The following is a 17,173-nucleotide window of genomic DNA, read 5'->3' on the forward strand; positions in this document are numbered from 1 at the left end:
TCCTTATTCGATGCCGCCGAGGTAAGCCTCGAGCACCGCGGGATGCTGCTGGATGGTCTCCGGCGTTCCTTCCGCGATCTTGGTGCCGAATTCCATCACCACGAGCTTGTCGGTGAGGTTCATCACGAAATCCATGTCGTGTTCGACGATAAGGATGCTCATGCCGTCGTCGCGCAGTTGCCTGAGCAAGGTCGCCAGCGCCTGCTTTTCCTGGTAGCGCAGGCCAGCGGCGGGTTCATCCAGCAACAGCAGCGCCGGATCGCTGCACAAGGCGCGCGCGATTTCCAGGATGCGCTGCTGGCCCAATGCGAGGCTTCCCGCCTCCGCGAACATCCATTCCTTCAGCCCGACCCGCTCGAGCTGGCATGCCGCCTCGTGCAGCAGCTTGGCCTCCTCCCTGCGGTTGAGGCGAAGCACGCTGGCCAGCACGCCGCCTTGCGGCCGGTAATCGCCGCGCAGGTGTGCGCCAAGCGCGACGTTCTCGAGCACGCTCATGCCCGGCAGCAGTTGGACGTGCTGGAAGGTCCGGCCGATGCCGAGGCGGACGATGTCGCGCGATGCAAACCGGCTGATATCCTGGCCCCGGTAAGCGATGCTGCCCGAGGTCAGCGGAAGAAGCCCGGTCACCAGATTGAACGTGGTCGACTTGCCTGCGCCGTTGGGCCCGATCAGGCCGACGATTTCTCCGGCATCCACGCCAAAGCTGACATCGTTCACCGCCACCAGTCCGCCGAACTGCTTCCTCGCGCGCTGCACGTCGAGGATGCGCTCGCCCGCGCGGGGCTTGGGGGAGCGTGCGATCGCGTCGGCGCGCGGGGGCGGCGCCGGGTTGGCTTTGTCGGGGAAAAGACGTCGCAGGTGGGGCCAGATGCCCTCCTGCGCATACTGCAGGAGGAAGATCATCAAGGCGCCGAAGACGATGATCTCGAAATTGCCGCTGCTTCCGAGCAGGCGGGGCAGGACGCTCTGCAGGCCGTCCTTGAGCAGCGTCAGCAGGCCGGCGCCAAGCACCGCGCCCCAGAGGTGTCCGACGCCGCCCACCACCGCCATGAAGAGATACTCGATGCCGTAGCCCAGGCCGAAGGGCGAGGGATTCACCGTACGCTGGAAGTGCGCATACAACCAGCCGGAAATGCTCGCCAGCATGGCGGAGATGACGAAGATCGTCACTTTCATGCGCCGGGTATCGACACCCATCGCCTCGGCCATCATGCTGCCGCCCTTGAGCGCGCGGATGGCCCGTCCCGGCCGCGAGGCGAGCAGGTTGCGAAGGCACAGGATCGCCAGCAGGACGGCACCCCAGATCAGGAAATAGATGGCGCGCGGGGAGGCGAGGCTGATGCCGAACAGGCTGATCGCCGGAATGCCGCTGAGGCCATCGTACTTGTTGAGCATCTCGGCGTTGCCGAAGATGAAGTAAAGGGAAATTCCCCATGCGATCGTCGCCAGCGGCAGGTAATGCCCGGACATGCGCATGGTGATCAATCCGATGAGGTAGGCCGAGATGACGGTGATCGCCAGTCCCGCCAGCAGGCCGAGCCAGGGCGACACACCATGCCTGGTCGACAGATAGGCCGTTGCATAAGCCCCGAGGCCGACGAACGCAGCCTGGCCGAACGAGGTCATTCCGCCCACGCCCGTGAGGAGCACCAGGCCGATGGCGACCAGGCTGTACAGGCCGATGTAGTTCAGCAGGTTGATCCAGTATTCCGGCGTCGGCAGCAGCGGCAAGGCGATGGCGATGCAGAGCAGCGCAACGGGAAGCAGAAGCGGGAGCGAAAACGCTTGATGGCGGATGTTTGTCATGCCTTCGCCTCAGTGCTCGTCGTCCGCGTGGCGGCTTGTGAGCGAACGCCAGAGCAGCACTGGAATGATCAGGGTGAACACGATGACTTCCTTGAATGCGCTGGCCCAGAACGAAGAATAGGATTCCAGCAAGCCGACCAGCACCGCACCGGCCGCCGCCAGGGGGTAGCTGACCAGGCCGCCGACGATCGCGCCGACGAAGCCTTTCAGTCCGATCAGGAAGCCTGAGTCATAAAAAACCGTGGTCATCGGGCCGATCAGCACGCCCGACAAGGCGCCGATCGCCGCCGCCAGCGTGAATGCCAGCTTGCCGGCCTGGTTCGTTCCCACGCCGACGAGCCTCGCGCCGACCCGGTTCACCGCTGTGGCACGCAAAGCCTTGCCGGAAAGGGAACGATCGAAATACAGGTAGAGCGCAACGATCAGCAATAGGGAAATCGCGATGACGCTGAGCACCTGGCCGGAGACCGGAACGCCGCCGAGGTCCAGCGACAATTCGCTGAATGGCCGGGTGCGGGATCCTTCCGCGCCGAACACGAGCAGGCCCACGCCGGTCAGCACCAAGTGCGCGGCGACTGACACGATCAGCAGCACGAGGGTGGTTGCCTCGGACAGGCGCTGATAGGCAATCCGATACAGCATGGGACCCATGGGGGTGACGATCAGGATTGCCAGCGCCGCCTGCAATGCCGCAGGCAAACTGGCCAGGGGAACGATGCGGCAGATGGCATGCAGCGCGGCAGGAAACGCCAGGTATTTCAATGCGAGAAGAAGCCAGGTCCGTGCTCCCGGTGAGGCGCCGTTCACTTCATTGCCTCGCTCGCCTTTTGCTGCCCGCCGGAAGACGTCGGCCGCTTCGAGCAGGAAGACTGCCGCCCCCATCGCCATGAGCAGCAAGGTGATCTGCGGCATCGCGCCGGACTGCATGCCGGCAAGGGTCAGCGCGCCGAACGACACGAACTCGCCCTGCGGAATGAAAATGACCCGCGTAACGGAAAAGACCAGGACGAGCGCGAGGGCGAGGAGGGCATACACTGCCCCCGATGTCACGCCATCCTGCGTCAGGATTCCTATGATTTGCCAGTCCATCGCTCCTCCAGATCGGCTGCCATGCCGGTTTTCCGCCATGGCAACCTGTCGGATGCGGGCTTTCCATTCGAGGTAGCCGCGTCACCCGCGTCTCCAACATGCGTCAGCGCCAATCTGTTGTCGATTGTTATGGCGCATAACAGTTAGTCACTATAATTAAGTCGAGTACCTAATGCAATAGTGGGAAACCTTGCCGTTCCGGGATTTGCCTTGGATCCCCGCTGGCTGGGGGCCGTCAATTGCAGAGCTGCCGAAGCAGCCGGCACAACTGGACCCGTTCGTCCGGGGTAAGCGCTCCGGAAATGCGCTCGTCGTGCTCCTTCACCATTTTCTTGACGCGCCGCAGCTGTTTCTGCCCTTCCCTGGTGAGCCTGAGCTGGTAGGAGCGCCGGTCGCCGGCGTCCTGCCTTTCCACCAGTCCCTGCGCCTCGAAACGATCGATGATCGAGACCACGCCGGAACGGGCGATGCCCATGACTTCGGACAACCTGGTCTGGGAAATGCCGGGATTGTTCTCGATGATGACCAGGGAAGAAAAGCGTTGCGGCGTGATGTCTTCCTCGCCAAGCGAGGCGGCGAAGTCTTCGTAGATCGAGAGTTGCGCGCGCCTCACGGCATAGCCGACGAGTTCATCGAGCACGTCATAGTCGATGCCTTCGATCCTGGCGTTGAAGTGCGCCAGTTCCTTGGGTGTTTCCGGATCCTTGTTCCGTCCCATGCCTGTCTCCGATGCCACGGTCCGGACGGGTGCGCGAACCGCCTTGCGGATTCCCGTTCGCCGAGCGCCTGTTGTGTATTGTGTTATGCGGATTAACTGTTATACAGTATAACAACCGATCCAACAACCACGCGCGCCGACGGTAATTTTGCTCCGGAATGGCGCCCGAACAACGAGGAGATATCCATGAAGGTAGTCATTGCCGGGGCAGGAATCGGCGGATTGACGCTTGGATTGATGCTGCACGAAAAGGGCATCGACGTCGAGATCCACGAGGCGGTCGGCGAGATCAAGCCGTTGGGCGTGGGCATCAACCTGTTGCCGCATGCAAGCAAGCAACTCTGCGACCTTGGCTTGGAGGAGTGTCTCGCCGAAAAAGGCATCGAGACGTCGACACTGGCCTATTTCAACAAGTTCGGCCAGGAGATCTGGCGCGAGCCCCGCGGCCGCGCCGCCGGATACGATTATCCCCAGTTTTCCATCCATCGCGGCGAGCTGCAGATGACCTTGCTGGAAAAGGCGCGAGAACGTCTGGGCGCGGATCGCATCCATGCCGGGCATGCCTTCCTGTCGTTCAGGCAGGAAGCCGACAAGGTCGTCTCTACCTTTTCGAATCGCGCCGACAATACCGAGTTCGAGGTCGAGTCGGACGTCCTGGTGGGCGCGGATGGCATCCACTCCGCGGTGCGCCGGTTCCTGTATCCGACGGGAGACGAGCCGCGCTTTTCGGGACGCATGCTGTGGCGCGCCGTTACCCGGGCCGAGCCCTACATGGATGGCAGGAGCATGTTCATGGCCGGCCACCAGGACCAGAAGTTTGTCTGCTACCCGATCTCGGAATCCTTGCGCCGCCAAGGCGCCTCGCTGATCAACTGGATCGCCGAGCTGCGCGTTCCGCATGGAGAACTGCCGAAATCGGACTGGAACCGCAAGGTGGACAAATCGGTGTTCGCCGGTCCCTTCGCAAGCTGGAAATGGGACTGGATCGACATTCCGGCCGTCATCGACGCCGCCGAGGTGGTGTACGAATTCCCGCTCGTCGACCGCGACCCATTGCCGCGCTGGACCTACGAACGGGTAACGCTGCTGGGCGACGCGGCCCATCCGATGTATCCGATCGGGTCGAATGGCAGCGCGCAGGCCATTCTCGACGCGCGTTATCTGGCGGATTGCCTGTCGAGCGATCCCAACACGTCCTATGCGTTGCGGGAATACGAGGCAGAGCGCCTGCCGCGCACGGCCGGCATCGTGCTTCGCAACCGCATGAACGGACCCGAGCAAGTCATGCAGCTCGCGGAAGAGCGTGCGCCGAACGGGTTCCGCAACATCGATGATGTGATTCCGCGCGAACAGCTCGAAGCGATCTCGTTGCGCTACAAGCGCCTGGCGGGATTCGACAAGGACTCGGTAGGTGCGGGGAAGAAGTCATGATCGCTCCGAACGAAGCCACGTCACCTTTCGTGCCGGTGCTGAAGCCGGCAGGACGCATCGAGGTCAAGGTGGCGCCTCCGATGATGCTGGGCGAACTGGCGGGGACCGAGCGGCGGCTGATTTCCATCCTCGGCGGCAGCGTCGAGGTTGCTGGCAGGGTCGGCCAGATCCTGCCCGGCGGCAGCGACCTGCAGGAAGTGCGTGCGGATGGCACGATCAGCCTGACGGCACGCTATGCCGCGGATTTTGGCGATGCGGGGAAACTGCTGATCGAAAATACCGGGCTGCGCCGCGAGAAGCGAGCCGGTGACGACTCCAGACCCGAAGGCGGCACGCCGGATGGAGGGCCTTATTTCCGCGGCGTGCTGCACTTCAGCGCGCCGCCCGGTGCGCTGCACTGGCTCAATGACAGCATCTTCGTCAGCAGCGGCGTGCGTGAGGGCGGCACGGTCTATCTCGACATCCACCAGGTTTGCTGAACGGGCGCCGCAATATGTAAAAACACCCTGGCGGCTCGCGCCGGCAGGGTGAGTATGTTTGGGGGACCAGCCCGGGCCGGACGGCCTGCGGGACGGTCAGGCCAGATGCGGCGTCATTCGCTTTCGATGAAGGCGCGGAGCTTGTCCATGCGCGTCTGCTGGCGCAGCTTGGCCATGGCCTTCGCTTCGATCTGGCGAACGCGCTCGCGGGTGACCTCGAGCTGCTTGCCCACTTCTTCCAGGGTGTGGTCGTCGACATTGTCCAGGCCGAAGCGCATGCGCAGGACCTTTCTTTCCTTCGGCGCGAGATCTTCCAGCACCTCGGCGATGGCCTTTTGCAAGCCGGCGCGCATCGCGGCGGCCTCCGGGGAAAGCGAGGGATCGTCGCTGATGAAGTCGCCCAGCACCGCATCGCCGTCGTCTCCGGCCGGCGCGTCGAGCGAAGCCGGTTCCTTGGCGATCTTGAGCACTTCCTGCACCTTTTGCTCGGTCATGTTCATCTTCGTCGCCAGCGTCGCGACATCGGGCTCCTGGCCGGTGGCGCTGACGGTCTGGCGGATGATGCGGTTCATCTTGTTGATGGTTTCGATCATGTGCACCGGCACGCGGATGGTGCGCGCCTGGTCGGCGATCGCGCGGGTAATGTTCTGCCGCACCCACCACGTGGCGTAGGTGGAAAACTTGAATCCGCGCCGGTATTCGAACTTGTCCACCGCGCGCAGCAGGCCGATGTTCCCTTCCTGGATCAGGTCGAGGAACTGCAGGCCGCGGTTAACGTAGCGCTTGGCGATAGAAATCACGAGGCGCAGGTTGGCCTGGGTCAGTTCGCGCTTTGCTTCCATGGTCCGGCGTTCGCCGGCAAGCATGCGCTTGCTGGCCTGGCGCAGGAGAGGCAGCGGCAAGCCGGCCTGCGCTTCGATGCCGGCAAGGCGGACCTGCTGGTCGCGGATGGCCGGGATCTGGCGCGCCAGCGTGGCGCTGTAGGGATAGGCCATGTCCACTTCGCGCTGGACCCAATCCAGGTCGGTCTCGTTGCCGGGAAAGGACTTGATGAATCGCTCGCGCGGCATGCCGCAGACATCGACGATGGTGGACAGGCGCTTTTCGATGGCGCGGACGTCTTCCATGTGCTTGCGCACGCTGGAGCAGATCTTGTCGACGATCTTCGGCGTGAAGCGGATGCCGAGCAGCGTCTGGGTGATGGCATCCTGCGCGGCCCGGGCGCGGGCGCCCAGCAAGCCTTCCGGATCCTCGCGCATGGCGTGCGCCTGCTCCGCGATGTGCGTGAATTTCTGCAGCACGGCCGACTTCAGCTGCTGCAGCTGCTCGTCGGACATTGCCCCGTCGTCGCTCACTGCCGGCAGGTCCTCGTCGTCCGCGCCATCGTCGTCATCGGCGGCCCCGGACAGGGAAACGTCATCCTCGCCGCTCGACAAGCCGTCGACGATGCTGTCGACCGCAACCTGACCCGCCTCGATCTTCGGTATGAAGGCAAGGATGTCATCGATGGCGGACGGAATGGCGGAAATCGCGCCGATCATTTCGCGCTGGCCGTCCTCGATGCGCTTGGCAATCTCGATTTCGCCTTCGCGCGTCAACAGTTCGGCGTCGGACATCTCGCGCATGTACATGCGCACCGGGTCGGTGCTGCGGCCGTAGTCGCTTTCGTCGGCGGCGATGGCGGTGTTGGCGATGGCTTCGACGTCGTCGTCGCTGGTGCCGGTGGCCACGCGGTCCGACAGCAGCAGCAAGGCGTCATCCGGCGCCTGCTCGTAGACGGAGATTCCCATCTCTTCGATGGTGCGCAGGATGCCAGCGATCGCTTCCGCCTCGAGGGCGTCTTCGGGAAGCTGGTCATGGATCTCGGCATGGGTGAGGTAGCCGCGATCCTTGCCCATCTTGATCAGCGCCGCGAGCTGCCGGCGGCGGTTGTCGAGGTTTTCCGACGATGCCTTGCCGCCGCGCGCGCCGGAACGGCGGGCGCGCGCCGCGCGCATTTCCGCGCTTTCGGCAGCGTTCCACTCGGCGACCTCGTCGCTGTCGGACACGAATGCGGAAGGCTTTCGGCCGCCGCGGGCCGAAGCGGCGTCGCCCGCGGGCGATTCCGGCTCGGCCGGGGCGGACATGGCAGGCATTGCGACCGGGGTCGGCTCGGCTGGTTTTGCCGTCGCGGACGGCGCTGGCTGGGGCGCTGCCTTTGCCTGCGCCCTCGGCTGCACTTTCGGCTGCGCCTGTGCGGCCGGGCGCTTGCCGAGCACATGCGTCTTGCCCTTGACCGGGGATGGGATGTCTGGGGAGGCCGTGACCGGGTTGGCGTCCGGAGCGGCTGCAAGACCCGTTGCGAGCGGCTGACTGCCTTCCACGGCCTGCTCCGCCGGGACCTTGGCCGCCACGCGCGAGCGCTTGCGCACCACCACCACTGGCGGGGCCGAAGGGGCGGGCGGGGTAAAGGGCATGGCTTCGCCGGTGGCTTCAGTGGCCTCCGTGGCCTCCGTGGCCTCAGTCGCGTCAATGGCTTCGGCAACATCACCGGCTTCAGTAATCGCAGGCGCTTCAGCGGCGTCGGAGGTTGCCGCGTCTTGCAAGATAGCGGGCGCGGCGGTTGTTGCATCGACAGTTGCCGCATCCAACGCGTCCTGCACGCCGGGAGCGGGTGTTGCCTCGCCGGTATCGGCAGCTTGCGCCGCAGCCTGGGCTGGCGGAGCATGCTCCGCCGGTTGCGACGCCTCCTCCGGAGAAAGTTCCTGTGCGGGCGTCGCTGTCGGAACGGCGGCGGGGACCACGGGAGCGACGGCAGGCGCCAGCCGGGACCGCTTGCGGATGATGACCGGCGCGCTCGCGGCGGTCATGCCGCCTTCCGGCGTGTAGGCGGTGCGAACGTCGCGCACTTCGGTGTCGTCTTGCGCAAGGTCGTGCACATCTTCTTGCGCTTGAGGCAGGTTGTCGGGCAGGTCGTCGTTGTCCGCCCGGGCGTCGAGCGGGGCGACCGCGCGCCGCGCGCGCCTCACCACGACGATGGGGGTGCGGGTGGCCTTTTCCTGCGCTTCGGCGGCGGAAGAGGTCTCGGTCGATTCAGCGGGAACAGCGGTCGTCGCGCGCGGCCCGCGCGCAGACAAAGTCAGTGTCTTCGAATTTTCGTTCATTGGAAATACGTAAAACCTGCCTGGATTTCTCTTCGTGCTGGCCTTCGTGCAGCAAACTCTGTCGGGCACCGGCAAGGCGATATGCAGACCACTTTCAAAAACGCCAAAACCTCTCCATGGACTGACTGTTTTTTCGTCAGACCGTTGTCTCTGATGGTTGGAAATTATTTGGCGGGGAAAGCGCGTTCTGCCAATTGGCAAAGGGACGCGGATTATACCGGTCTTCGAGAGAACGCATCAATCATCTTGTGACATTTATGGCACTTTACTGGCGCCTCCGGTTGTGGCAGTCAAGTTGTGGCAAGCCTGGTCAAGCATAATCGCCAGCGAAGGAACGCGGTTTGGGCTTCGTCAGTCAAGCAGCGTGCGTGCCGTTTCGAATCGGCTGGCGTAGTAGGCATTGGTCAGTTTATCGACCCTGACGGTTCCCCGGGAATTGGGGGCATGGATGAATTCGTCGCTGCCGAGATAGATGCCGACGTGGGAGTAGGGGCGGCCGAGGGTATTGAAGAAGACAAGGTCGCCGGCCTGGAGCTGCTGGCGGGGGATCTCCTTGCCCTGGCGGGCCAGGGAAGCCGCGTTGCCCGCCAGCTGGCGGCCTAGGGCAAGCTGGTAGACGTAGGTGACGAAGCCCGAGCAATCAAGCCCGGCCTCCGGATTCTTTCCGCCGAAACGGTATCCGGTGCGAAGAAGGGAGAGTGCCGTCAGCGCGATATCCTGCGCTTCCGGGCTGGCAGGGCGCTGCGAAGCCAATGCCCTGGTATCGCTTGCCGGCGCGCCCGGGGGCGGCGTGCCGCAGCCGGCAATCAATGCGGCAGCAGATAGGGTCAGGGCAAGCAGGCGAAAGGGAGGCGCAATCATGTGAGCAAGAGGCAACGTTTTCTTGTTGCACTCTAGCGGTCTTGCAAGCTTGCGGCAAGACACCGGCGTTGCACCTTCGCCACTTGACGGTTTTCCTCCAAGACCGCCTGATGCAGTGCGATTTGTCAAGAGGGTGAACTGTCATGCCACGGAAACATCACATGGCTATGTCACGTGGAATAAAGATCGCACTGGCCAGCCTGGCCGCCCTGGTCGCCATCATCGTGCTGGCGCTGGTCCTGCTTGCCAATCTCGACCTGAACCGCTTCAAGCCATGGATCGGCGACAAGGTCAGCACGGCGATCGGGCGGCAATTTGCCATCAACGGCGACCTTTCCCTGCGCTGGGAACGGCCGGAGCACGTCACCGGCTGGCAACGATTCGTTCCATGGCCTCATTTCCATGCGAAGGACATCACGCTTTCCAATCCGGAATGGGCCACGTCGGGTCCCCTGATGGCGCAGATCGCCGACGCGGACTTCCGCCTCAATCCCCTGGGCCTGCTGCACAAGACCATCAGCCTGGATTCCGTCACCTTCAGCGGCTCGCAGGTCAATCTCGAACAGGGGAAAGGGAAGCGCAACAACTGGACTTTCGACCGCAAGGACAAGCCGGAGAAGTCACCCTGGCAATTCGCCTTCGATGGCCTGGCGCTGGAGCAGACCGCCGTGCGCTACGTCGATCCCGAGAAGAAGGCGGACGCGACCGCCATGGTCGACACCGAAAAGGATGGCAGCGTCGTCTGGCAGGCGAAAGGGAAGTTCAATGGCGAGAAGCTGACCGGCCATGGCAAGGCCGGGTCCGTGCTGAGCCTGCGCGAGAAGAACGTGCGCTACCCGGTCAGTGCCGAGTTGAAGGTCGGACAGACCACGATCACCGCAGATGGCGCGCTGACCGACCCGGCGAATCTCAAGGAAATCGACGTCAACCTGAAGATCCTCGGCGCGAGCATGGCCGATCTGTTTCCCCTCAGCGGGGTGCTGCTGCCCAACACCCCGAAGTTCTCGACGGAAGGCCGTGTCATCGGCCGCCTCAAGCCGCGCGCCTTCGAATTGCGTTACGAGAAGTTCAAGGGCAAGGTCGGCGACAGCGACATCGGCGGCACGCTCGACTACAAGCAGCAGGATCCGCGTCCCTTGCTGAGCGGCGAGGTGGTGTCGAACTATCTCAACCTGAGCGATCTCGGCGCCCTGGTCGGCGGCGATGAGCGGGAAAAGAAAAACAACTCGGCGGTCAAGCAGCCGCCCGACAAGGTGCTGCCGGTCTCGCCCTTCAAGACCGACCGCTGGGACAAGATGGACGTGCAGGTCAGCTTCACCGGCAAGAAGATCATCAAGGACAAGAAATATCCGATCGACAACCTGCAGACCAACGTGCGCATGAAGAATGGCGTGCTGAGCCTGTCGCCCCTCAACTTCGGCGTTGCCGGCGGCCGCTTGACCACTGAACTGGAAATCGACGGCCATGCCGATCCGGCGAAGGCGCGCATGCAGGTCGCCGCGCGAGGACTCAAGCTCAAGGAACTGTTCCCCGGCGTCGAATCGATGCGCGCCAGCCTGGGCGAACTCAATGGCAACGCCAAGCTCACTGGCGCCGGCAATTCCATCGCTGCGCTGCTGGGATCTTCCAATGGCGAACTCAAGTCGCTGGTGACCGAGGGCAGCATCAGCAAGTTCATCCTCGAGGCTGCCGGCCTGAACGTGGGCAGCGTGGTGGTGACCAAGCTGTTCGGCGACCGTCAGGTGAAGCTCAATTGCATGGCGGCGGACTTCGACATCAAGGACGGCCTCATGCGCAGCCAGGTCTTCCTCCTCGATACCCAGGACGCGACGATCTTCGTCGACGGCGGCATCAACCTGCGCACCGAGGAAATGAAGCTGAAGGTCAACCCGGAAAGCAAGGGCATCCGCATCATTTCCCTGCGTTCGCCCTTGTACGTCAACGGCACCTTCAAGAAACCGGACGTCGGCATCGACAAGGGCGTCGTGGCACTGAAGGCCGGCGCGGCGACCGCGCTCGGAACGCTTGCGGCGCCCCTTGCCGCAGTGATCGCGCTGATCAATCCCGGCCCGGGCGAGGAAGTGCCATGCGGGCAACTGATCGCGCAGGCGAAGCAAAGGCCGGTTGCGCCTGCGCCCGGCAAATGAGTTCAAGCCGCGGACGATGCCGCGGCGGAAACATGATTCGACCGCGGAACGCGCACCGCCACCTCGGTTCCTTCGCTTCCGGTAACGACGTCCAGCGTGGCACCGATGGACCCGGCGCGGGAGCGCATGTTCCGCATGCCGTGGCCGGCCGGCGAAACGGCGCCAGGCATTCCGCGGCCATTGTCGCGGACGCGCATTACCAGCGCCTCGTCGCTGAAATCGAAGCCGACCTGTACGGCGCTGGCCTCGGCATGCTTGAGCACGTTGGCCAGGGCCTCCTGCAAAATGCGCAGCAGCTTGATGGTGGTGCTCGGCGGCGGGCAGAACCAGGCCGGGAAGTCGACGTGCGGCCAGTCGAGCGCGATGCCCAGCGCTTGCAGCCGGCCTTGCATGCGAAGGCGCAGGTTTCCCAGCGCCGCCGCGAAGTCCGGCGTCGAGGACGCGAGGCTGTCGATGGTCAGGCGCATGTCGTCCAGGCAGGCTTGCAGCATGTCCGCCACCGAGCCGGTCTCCATGCCGCCGCGCTTCACCAGCATGAGCGTGGTGAGGAGCTGGGAGCCGACGCCGTCATGGATGTCCTGCATGATGCGCTGGCGTTCATCCGCGCGGGATTGCGCATCTTCCATTCGCCTGACTTCCTCGAGGCTCGCCAGCAATTCCCGCTCCCGCTCCGCGACCCGCTGGCTCAGGGTGGCGTTCATCGTCTCGATGTCATTGAGCGAATCGATGAAGCGGTCGAGCAGTACCACGCCCATGACTAGCAGGTAAAGCGGAATGCCGAGATGCAGCAGGTAGGTTTCGGAAAAACCGAGCTTGCCGTGCTGCACCGCGAAGTCATGCAATGCCAGCAGCAGCGCGACGCCGATCGATGCCACCATCGCGATGGCCGACGGCATCCGTGTGCGGATGGCATGCAGGATCAGCCTGGCCACCGCGTAGCAGGTGAAGGGAAGGTAGAACAGGGTGCCGATGCTGTCCATCGCCGGCCTGAGGCTGGCGCCAATGACCGCGAAGGCAAGCAGGCTGCCGAGCCAGGCCGTCAGCAGGATGCGCGTGACATGCCGTGATTCGGATCGTGAAAATCGCAGCAGGAAGATCGTGATGAACACGATGAACCCGTTGGTGGTCAGATAGTACGCGCAACGCCATGCCAGCCAACAGTCGACCGGCACGACCGGCAGCCGGAAAATGAAGGTCCGCACGCCCCAGAAGAGCAGGCACAGGCCGAACATGCCGTACAGGGTTTCCTGGCGCCGCCGAATCCAAAGCGCGAGCACGAACAGGCTGGCAAGCATGCAGCCTACGGCGGCGATCTTGTTGCTGGTCTGTTCCCAGAACAAGGCCTGGTCGAAGCGTACCGACAGCAGCGCGCCCGGCCCCGCGTAGACTTCGCCGAAACTGGTGAGCGGCTCTCGGATGGCGAAGTTGACCGCGATTTCGTTCGTGCCGGCGTGCAGGGCCGACGGCGGTACATAGAACAGGAACGGCCGGAACCACCTGACCTGGTGGGTCGCATCGGCAGAGCGCACCTGTTGGATTTTCACGCCATTGACGAAGACGGCGCCGCCGCTGCGCAGCTTGGGGAAGTAAAGCCAGGTGTCGTCCGTTTTTTCGCCCGTGTCGATGGAAAACCTGTACCAGTAGGGCGTCAGGAGGTGGTCGCCGGCCCGCGGCTCGCGGTGCGGCAAGGCTGTCTTCCGCCAGCCGGCATCAGCGGCGGGAATCGAGGCGGAATCGGACACTGCGTAGAATGCTTCGCGCACTTCGGTGACTGCCTGGACTTTCCCGGCCGGTGCGGCAAGGCCGGAGGGAACGACGGCGCATAGCGCAACGAGCAGCGCGATGAGAAGCAGGATGACGGGCATCGCCGTCAGGCGCGAGGGCAGGGCGGCAAGAGAGCGGGCCGCCATGGCTTCAGATGCTGATGATGCCGCGGCGCGCGGCTTCGAACACGGCTTCGCTGCGCGAATGCACCGCCAGCTTGCTGTAGATGTTCTTGACGTGATGGCTGACTGTACCGACGGCAATGTAATACTTGTCAGCGATTTCCTTGTAGGTCATGCCTTTCGCCAATCCGGAGAGGATCATGTTTTCGCGGTCGGTCAAGGCATTCGCCGGATCGGCGGGCCGGGGCCGCACCTGCAGGCGCTGCAGCAGCTTGCGCGCGATGACGGGCGTGATCGAAGAGCCGCCATCGCGGATCTCACGGATCGCGTGCTCGATCTCGGATGGCGCACTGTCTTTGAGGAGATAGCCCGTCGCTCCCGCCTCGATGCATGCGACGACGTTCTGTTCGTCGCCGAACACGGTGATCACGAGCACTTCGCTGCCGGGCTGGGATGCGCGTATATGTCGGATGACCTCGATGCCGCTGGCATCGGGAAGGCCCAGGTCGACGAGGTAGACGTCCGCCTTGCAGGCGTTGGCCATGGCGATGGCGGCGCTGGCCGTGCCCGCGGTGCCGGCAAGCGACATCCCGGGCGCCTGCTTGATGATTGCGGCGAAATGGTCCAGGAACTGGGAATTGTCTTCGACGATGGAAACGGTGATCGACAAGGGAAACCTCTGCACACTCCGCCTGCATCGGGCGCGCCCATGCGACGCCAGGTAACGGGCATCAGGCAATTTAACAGAAAGTTTGCAACCTTTCCTAACCATAAACCGCAGGGTCGGCCGATAGCGGATGGACAGTGGCTAGGATGAGACGAAGCTTGGCAGGTTGCCAAGGAGGACTTGCCCCGCAGGCCGGGGGAAGCCACGGAAAGTTCGGTCAGGCATCGTCCTCCACTGCCTTGTGCTGGCTCGCCATGCGCTGCTGCATCAGCGGAGGAACGGCATCGTAGTGACTGAAGCTGATGGTATAGCTGCCCCTGGCCGCCGTCATCGCATTCAGGCGCGACTGGTAGCCGTTGAGTTCGGACAGCGGAACGTGGCCGCTGATGATGGCCACGCTGCCATGCCCGCGCCGCATGCCGCTGATCTGGCCGCGGCGCCCGGACAGGTCTGCCGTGACGTCGCCCGTGCTGTCCTCCGGCAGCGAAACTTCGAAGGCGACCACGGGTTCGAGCAGGATGGGCCGCGCCTTCGACGCGGCGTCCCGGAACGCCTTTCGCGCAGCGACGACGAATGCGACTTCCTTCGAATCCACCGGATGGCTCTTGCCATCGTAGACCGTCACCCGCACGTCCTGCATGAGATGCCCCGAGACGGGTCCGCTTTCCATGGCCTGGCGCACGCCCTTTTCCACGGCAGGCAGGAACTGCCGGGGGATCACGCCCCCCTTGACCGCATCGACGAACTCGAAGCCGGCGCCGCGGGGCAGGGGTTCGATCCGCAGGAAGACCTCGCCGAACTGGCCGGCGCCTCCGCTCTGCTTCTTGTGGCGGTGATGCCCGTCCGCCATTGCGGCGATCGTTTCCCGATAGGCGATCTTGGGCGGATGGGTGATCACTTCGGTCTTGTAAACCTCGGTCATGCGGTCGAGCACGCTGCGCAGGTGGAGTTCGCCGAGACCCGACAGCACGGTTTCGCCGGTGCTGCCCATCCGGTCGACGCGCAGGCACGGGTCTTCGGCGCACAGCTTCTGCAGGAGGTCCCACAAGCGCTGTTCGTCGCCATGCTTGCGCGGCGCGATCGACAGGCCATAGATCGGTTGCGGCAGGGGGCTGGGCTCGAGGTGGATGCGCGCGTCTTCGACCGCGTCATGGAGGATCGCGTCGTACCCGATCTCGTCAATGCGCGTCACCGCGCAGATGTCGCCGGGGACAGCCTGGGGTGTTTCGATCTGTTCCTTGCCGAGCAGCCGGTAAAGATGGGCGACGCGGAATGGCTTGCGGTTGTCGCCGATGTAGAGCGTGCTGTCGCGCCGGACTGTGCCCTGGTGAACGCGGAATATCGCCATCTTTCCCACGTAGGGATCGACCGCGATCTTGAAGACATGGGCCAGCACGTGCAGGGACGGGTCGGGACTGGCATGCAGCAGCTTGCGCCCGGCGGTGCCGTCGTCCCCATCGTTGCCGACGGCATCCTGGTAGAACTGCTGCGGATTGCCCTCCGTCGGGTCGGGCATCAGGCGCACCAGCAGCTCCAGCAGCTGGGGCAGCCCGGCCCCGTTCTGCGCCGACACGAAGCAGACGGGAATGAGGTGGCCTTCGCGCAGCGCCTGTTCGAAGGGCGCATGCAGGACTTCCGGGTCGATGTCTCCCTGGTCGAGGTAGGTTTCCATGAAGGCGGCATCGACTTCCACCACCTGGTCCATCAGCGCCCTGTGCGCGGCGGCAACGGTCGAGAAGTCGGCATCGCCGTCCGCGTGAAAGAAACAGTCTTCCACGGCTTGCCCGTGGCCGGCGGGCAGGTTGATCGGCAGGCATTCCTTGCCGAAGGCCTCCTGGATGCGCAGCACCAGTCCGGGCAGGTCGACGTCGGGAAGGTCGATCTTGTTCACGATGATCAGCCGGCACATGCCGCGCGCTCGCGCCAGTTCCATCATGCGCAGCGTGACCATTTCGATGCCGGCCTGGGCATCGATGACCACTGCAGCGGTCTCCGCGGCGGGCAAGGCGCTGATCGCGTGGCCGATGAAGTCGGGGTAGCCGGGCGTATCGATGAGATTCACATGGGAATCCCGGTGTTCGAGATGGATCACCGAGCTGGACAGGGAATGGCGGTATTTCCGTTCGAGCGGATCGTGATCAGAAACGGTATTGCCCCGATCCACGCTGCCTGGCGTACCCTGCATGCCCGCGGCATGCAGCAAGGCTTCGACCAGGCTCGTCTTGCCACATCCGCTATGGCCCACCAGGGCCACGTTACGCAAGTCATGAGTGCTGTACGGCATGAATGGATCCTCCAGCGTCAAGGTTTCACCGGGCGGGAATGCGCCATCTCATTCTGACTCAGGGGGAAGCATCGGAACACGCGGCGCTGCAAAAGGTTTGCGCGATCTTCGCTGGCAGGATTTGATCCGCGTCAGGACATCCGGTTTTCCGTTGTGCCTAGCGGCTCCTGTCGTCGCTGGGAGGGCGTCGCAGCAGGACGAAGCCGTTGCCGTCGAACGCATAAACCTTCCTGGCCAGGTGGCGGCCGCTGGGATCGGCTTCCTGGACTTCGATGAACAGGCCATCGAGGGTTTCGTATCTTCCTATCAGGCCGGAATCCGAACGGAAGCTGGCGCCGTTCAAGGCCTGCAAGGCGCCGTTCTCGCCTGCGCGGTAGAAACGCGCGATCCGCGACCCCGAGCCTGCGCTGCCCACCACTTGCCATAGTTCGCAGCGGCATTGCCTTGCCCGAAAGTGTTCAATGCCCGTCGGCGTTTCGGGAAAGTCTTCCTCGCTCAGTATTTCACCGGCCGGACCGAGGGACTCCAGCTTGGGACGTCCGCAATCCCGCACTTGCACGTTTTGCATGCGCGCAAGCAGCACGCAGTCGGCTCCCCACGCAAGGGCAGGCAAAAACAGGACGAGCGCAAGCAGATAGCGCATTGGCGGTACAGGTATCAAA

Annotated in this window: 12 protein-coding genes; 3 read left to right on the forward strand and 9 right to left on the reverse strand. The window is 63.9% G+C overall.

Features of this window, described 5'->3' with window-relative positions; translation table 11 throughout:
- Positions 1–3: 3 nt before the first annotated feature.
- The 3 genes from G3574_RS14240 to G3574_RS14250 all read right to left on the reverse strand — a co-directional run bounded on the left by G3574_RS14240 (position 4) and on the right by G3574_RS14250 (position 3,613).
- Positions 4–1,806, reverse strand: a complete 1,803-nt coding sequence (locus G3574_RS14240) for a branched-chain amino acid ABC transporter ATP-binding protein/permease (protein WP_163964286.1) — start codon at positions 1,804–1,806, stop codon at positions 4–6.
- A 9-nt stretch (positions 1,807–1,815) separates the two neighbouring features.
- Entirely contained in the window at positions 1,816–2,895 is a 1,080-nt protein-coding gene (locus tag G3574_RS14245; RefSeq protein ID WP_163964288.1) for a branched-chain amino acid ABC transporter permease, read from the reverse strand.
- Between the two features lie 235 nt (positions 2,896–3,130).
- Positions 3,131–3,613: a MarR family winged helix-turn-helix transcriptional regulator gene (locus G3574_RS14250; RefSeq protein ID WP_163964290.1), complete on the reverse strand. Its 483-nt coding sequence runs from the start codon at positions 3,611–3,613 to the stop codon at positions 3,131–3,133.
- 186 nt (positions 3,614–3,799) lie between these two features.
- Between G3574_RS14250 and G3574_RS14255 the strand changes: the two genes are divergently transcribed.
- Together G3574_RS14255 and G3574_RS14260 are read left to right on the forward strand one after the other, a co-directional pair.
- Complete coding sequence (locus G3574_RS14255) at positions 3,800–5,044, forward strand: flavin-dependent oxidoreductase (protein WP_163964292.1); 1,245 nt, start codon at positions 3,800–3,802, stop codon at positions 5,042–5,044.
- Positions 5,041–5,523, forward strand: coding sequence for a DUF3237 family protein (locus G3574_RS14260; RefSeq protein ID WP_163964294.1), 483 nt, complete (start codon positions 5,041–5,043; stop codon positions 5,521–5,523). Before G3574_RS14255 ends, G3574_RS14260 begins: the two co-directional genes overlap by 4 nt.
- 113 nt (positions 5,524–5,636) lie before the next feature.
- On the opposite strand, the gene rpoD is transcribed toward G3574_RS14260, so the two are convergent.
- Positions 5,637–8,666, reverse strand: coding sequence for an RNA polymerase sigma factor RpoD (rpoD, locus tag G3574_RS14265; RefSeq protein ID WP_235953439.1), 3,030 nt, complete (start codon positions 8,664–8,666; stop codon positions 5,637–5,639).
- 351 nt (positions 8,667–9,017) lie between these two features.
- Positions 9,018–9,527: a C40 family peptidase gene (locus G3574_RS14270; RefSeq protein WP_163964297.1), complete on the reverse strand. Its 510-nt coding sequence runs from the start codon at positions 9,525–9,527 to the stop codon at positions 9,018–9,020.
- A 161-nt stretch (positions 9,528–9,688) separates the two neighbouring features.
- Between G3574_RS14270 and G3574_RS14275 the strand changes: the two genes are divergently transcribed.
- Complete coding sequence (locus G3574_RS14275; RefSeq protein WP_163964299.1) at positions 9,689–11,674, forward strand: AsmA family protein; 1,986 nt, start codon at positions 9,689–9,691, stop codon at positions 11,672–11,674.
- A gap of 2 nt (positions 11,675–11,676) precedes the next feature.
- Here G3574_RS14275 and G3574_RS14280 read toward each other — a convergent pair whose 3' ends face one another.
- The 4 genes from G3574_RS14280 to G3574_RS14295 form a co-directional block, all read right to left on the reverse strand.
- Complete coding sequence (locus tag G3574_RS14280) at positions 11,677–13,584, reverse strand: sensor histidine kinase (protein ID WP_163964301.1); 1,908 nt, start codon at positions 13,582–13,584, stop codon at positions 11,677–11,679.
- Between the two features lie 4 nt (positions 13,585–13,588).
- Positions 13,589–14,230, reverse strand: coding sequence for a response regulator (locus G3574_RS14285; protein ID WP_163964303.1), 642 nt, complete (start codon positions 14,228–14,230; stop codon positions 13,589–13,591).
- Between the two features lie 214 nt (positions 14,231–14,444).
- On the reverse strand, positions 14,445–16,511 hold the full coding sequence (gene fusA / locus G3574_RS14290; RefSeq protein WP_163964305.1) for an elongation factor G: 2,067 nt from the start codon (positions 16,509–16,511) through the stop codon (positions 14,445–14,447).
- A gap of 157 nt (positions 16,512–16,668) precedes the next feature.
- Positions 16,669–17,154 carry a hypothetical protein gene (locus G3574_RS14295; RefSeq protein ID WP_163964307.1) on the reverse strand — a complete coding sequence of 162 codons (486 nt, stop codon included), beginning with the start codon at positions 17,152–17,154 and terminating at the stop codon, positions 16,669–16,671.
- Between the last annotated feature and the right edge of the window lie 19 nt (positions 17,155–17,173).

This window comes from Noviherbaspirillum galbum, assembly GCF_010974945.1.
Lineage (GTDB): Bacteria > Pseudomonadota > Gammaproteobacteria > Burkholderiales > Burkholderiaceae_D > Noviherbaspirillum > Noviherbaspirillum galbum.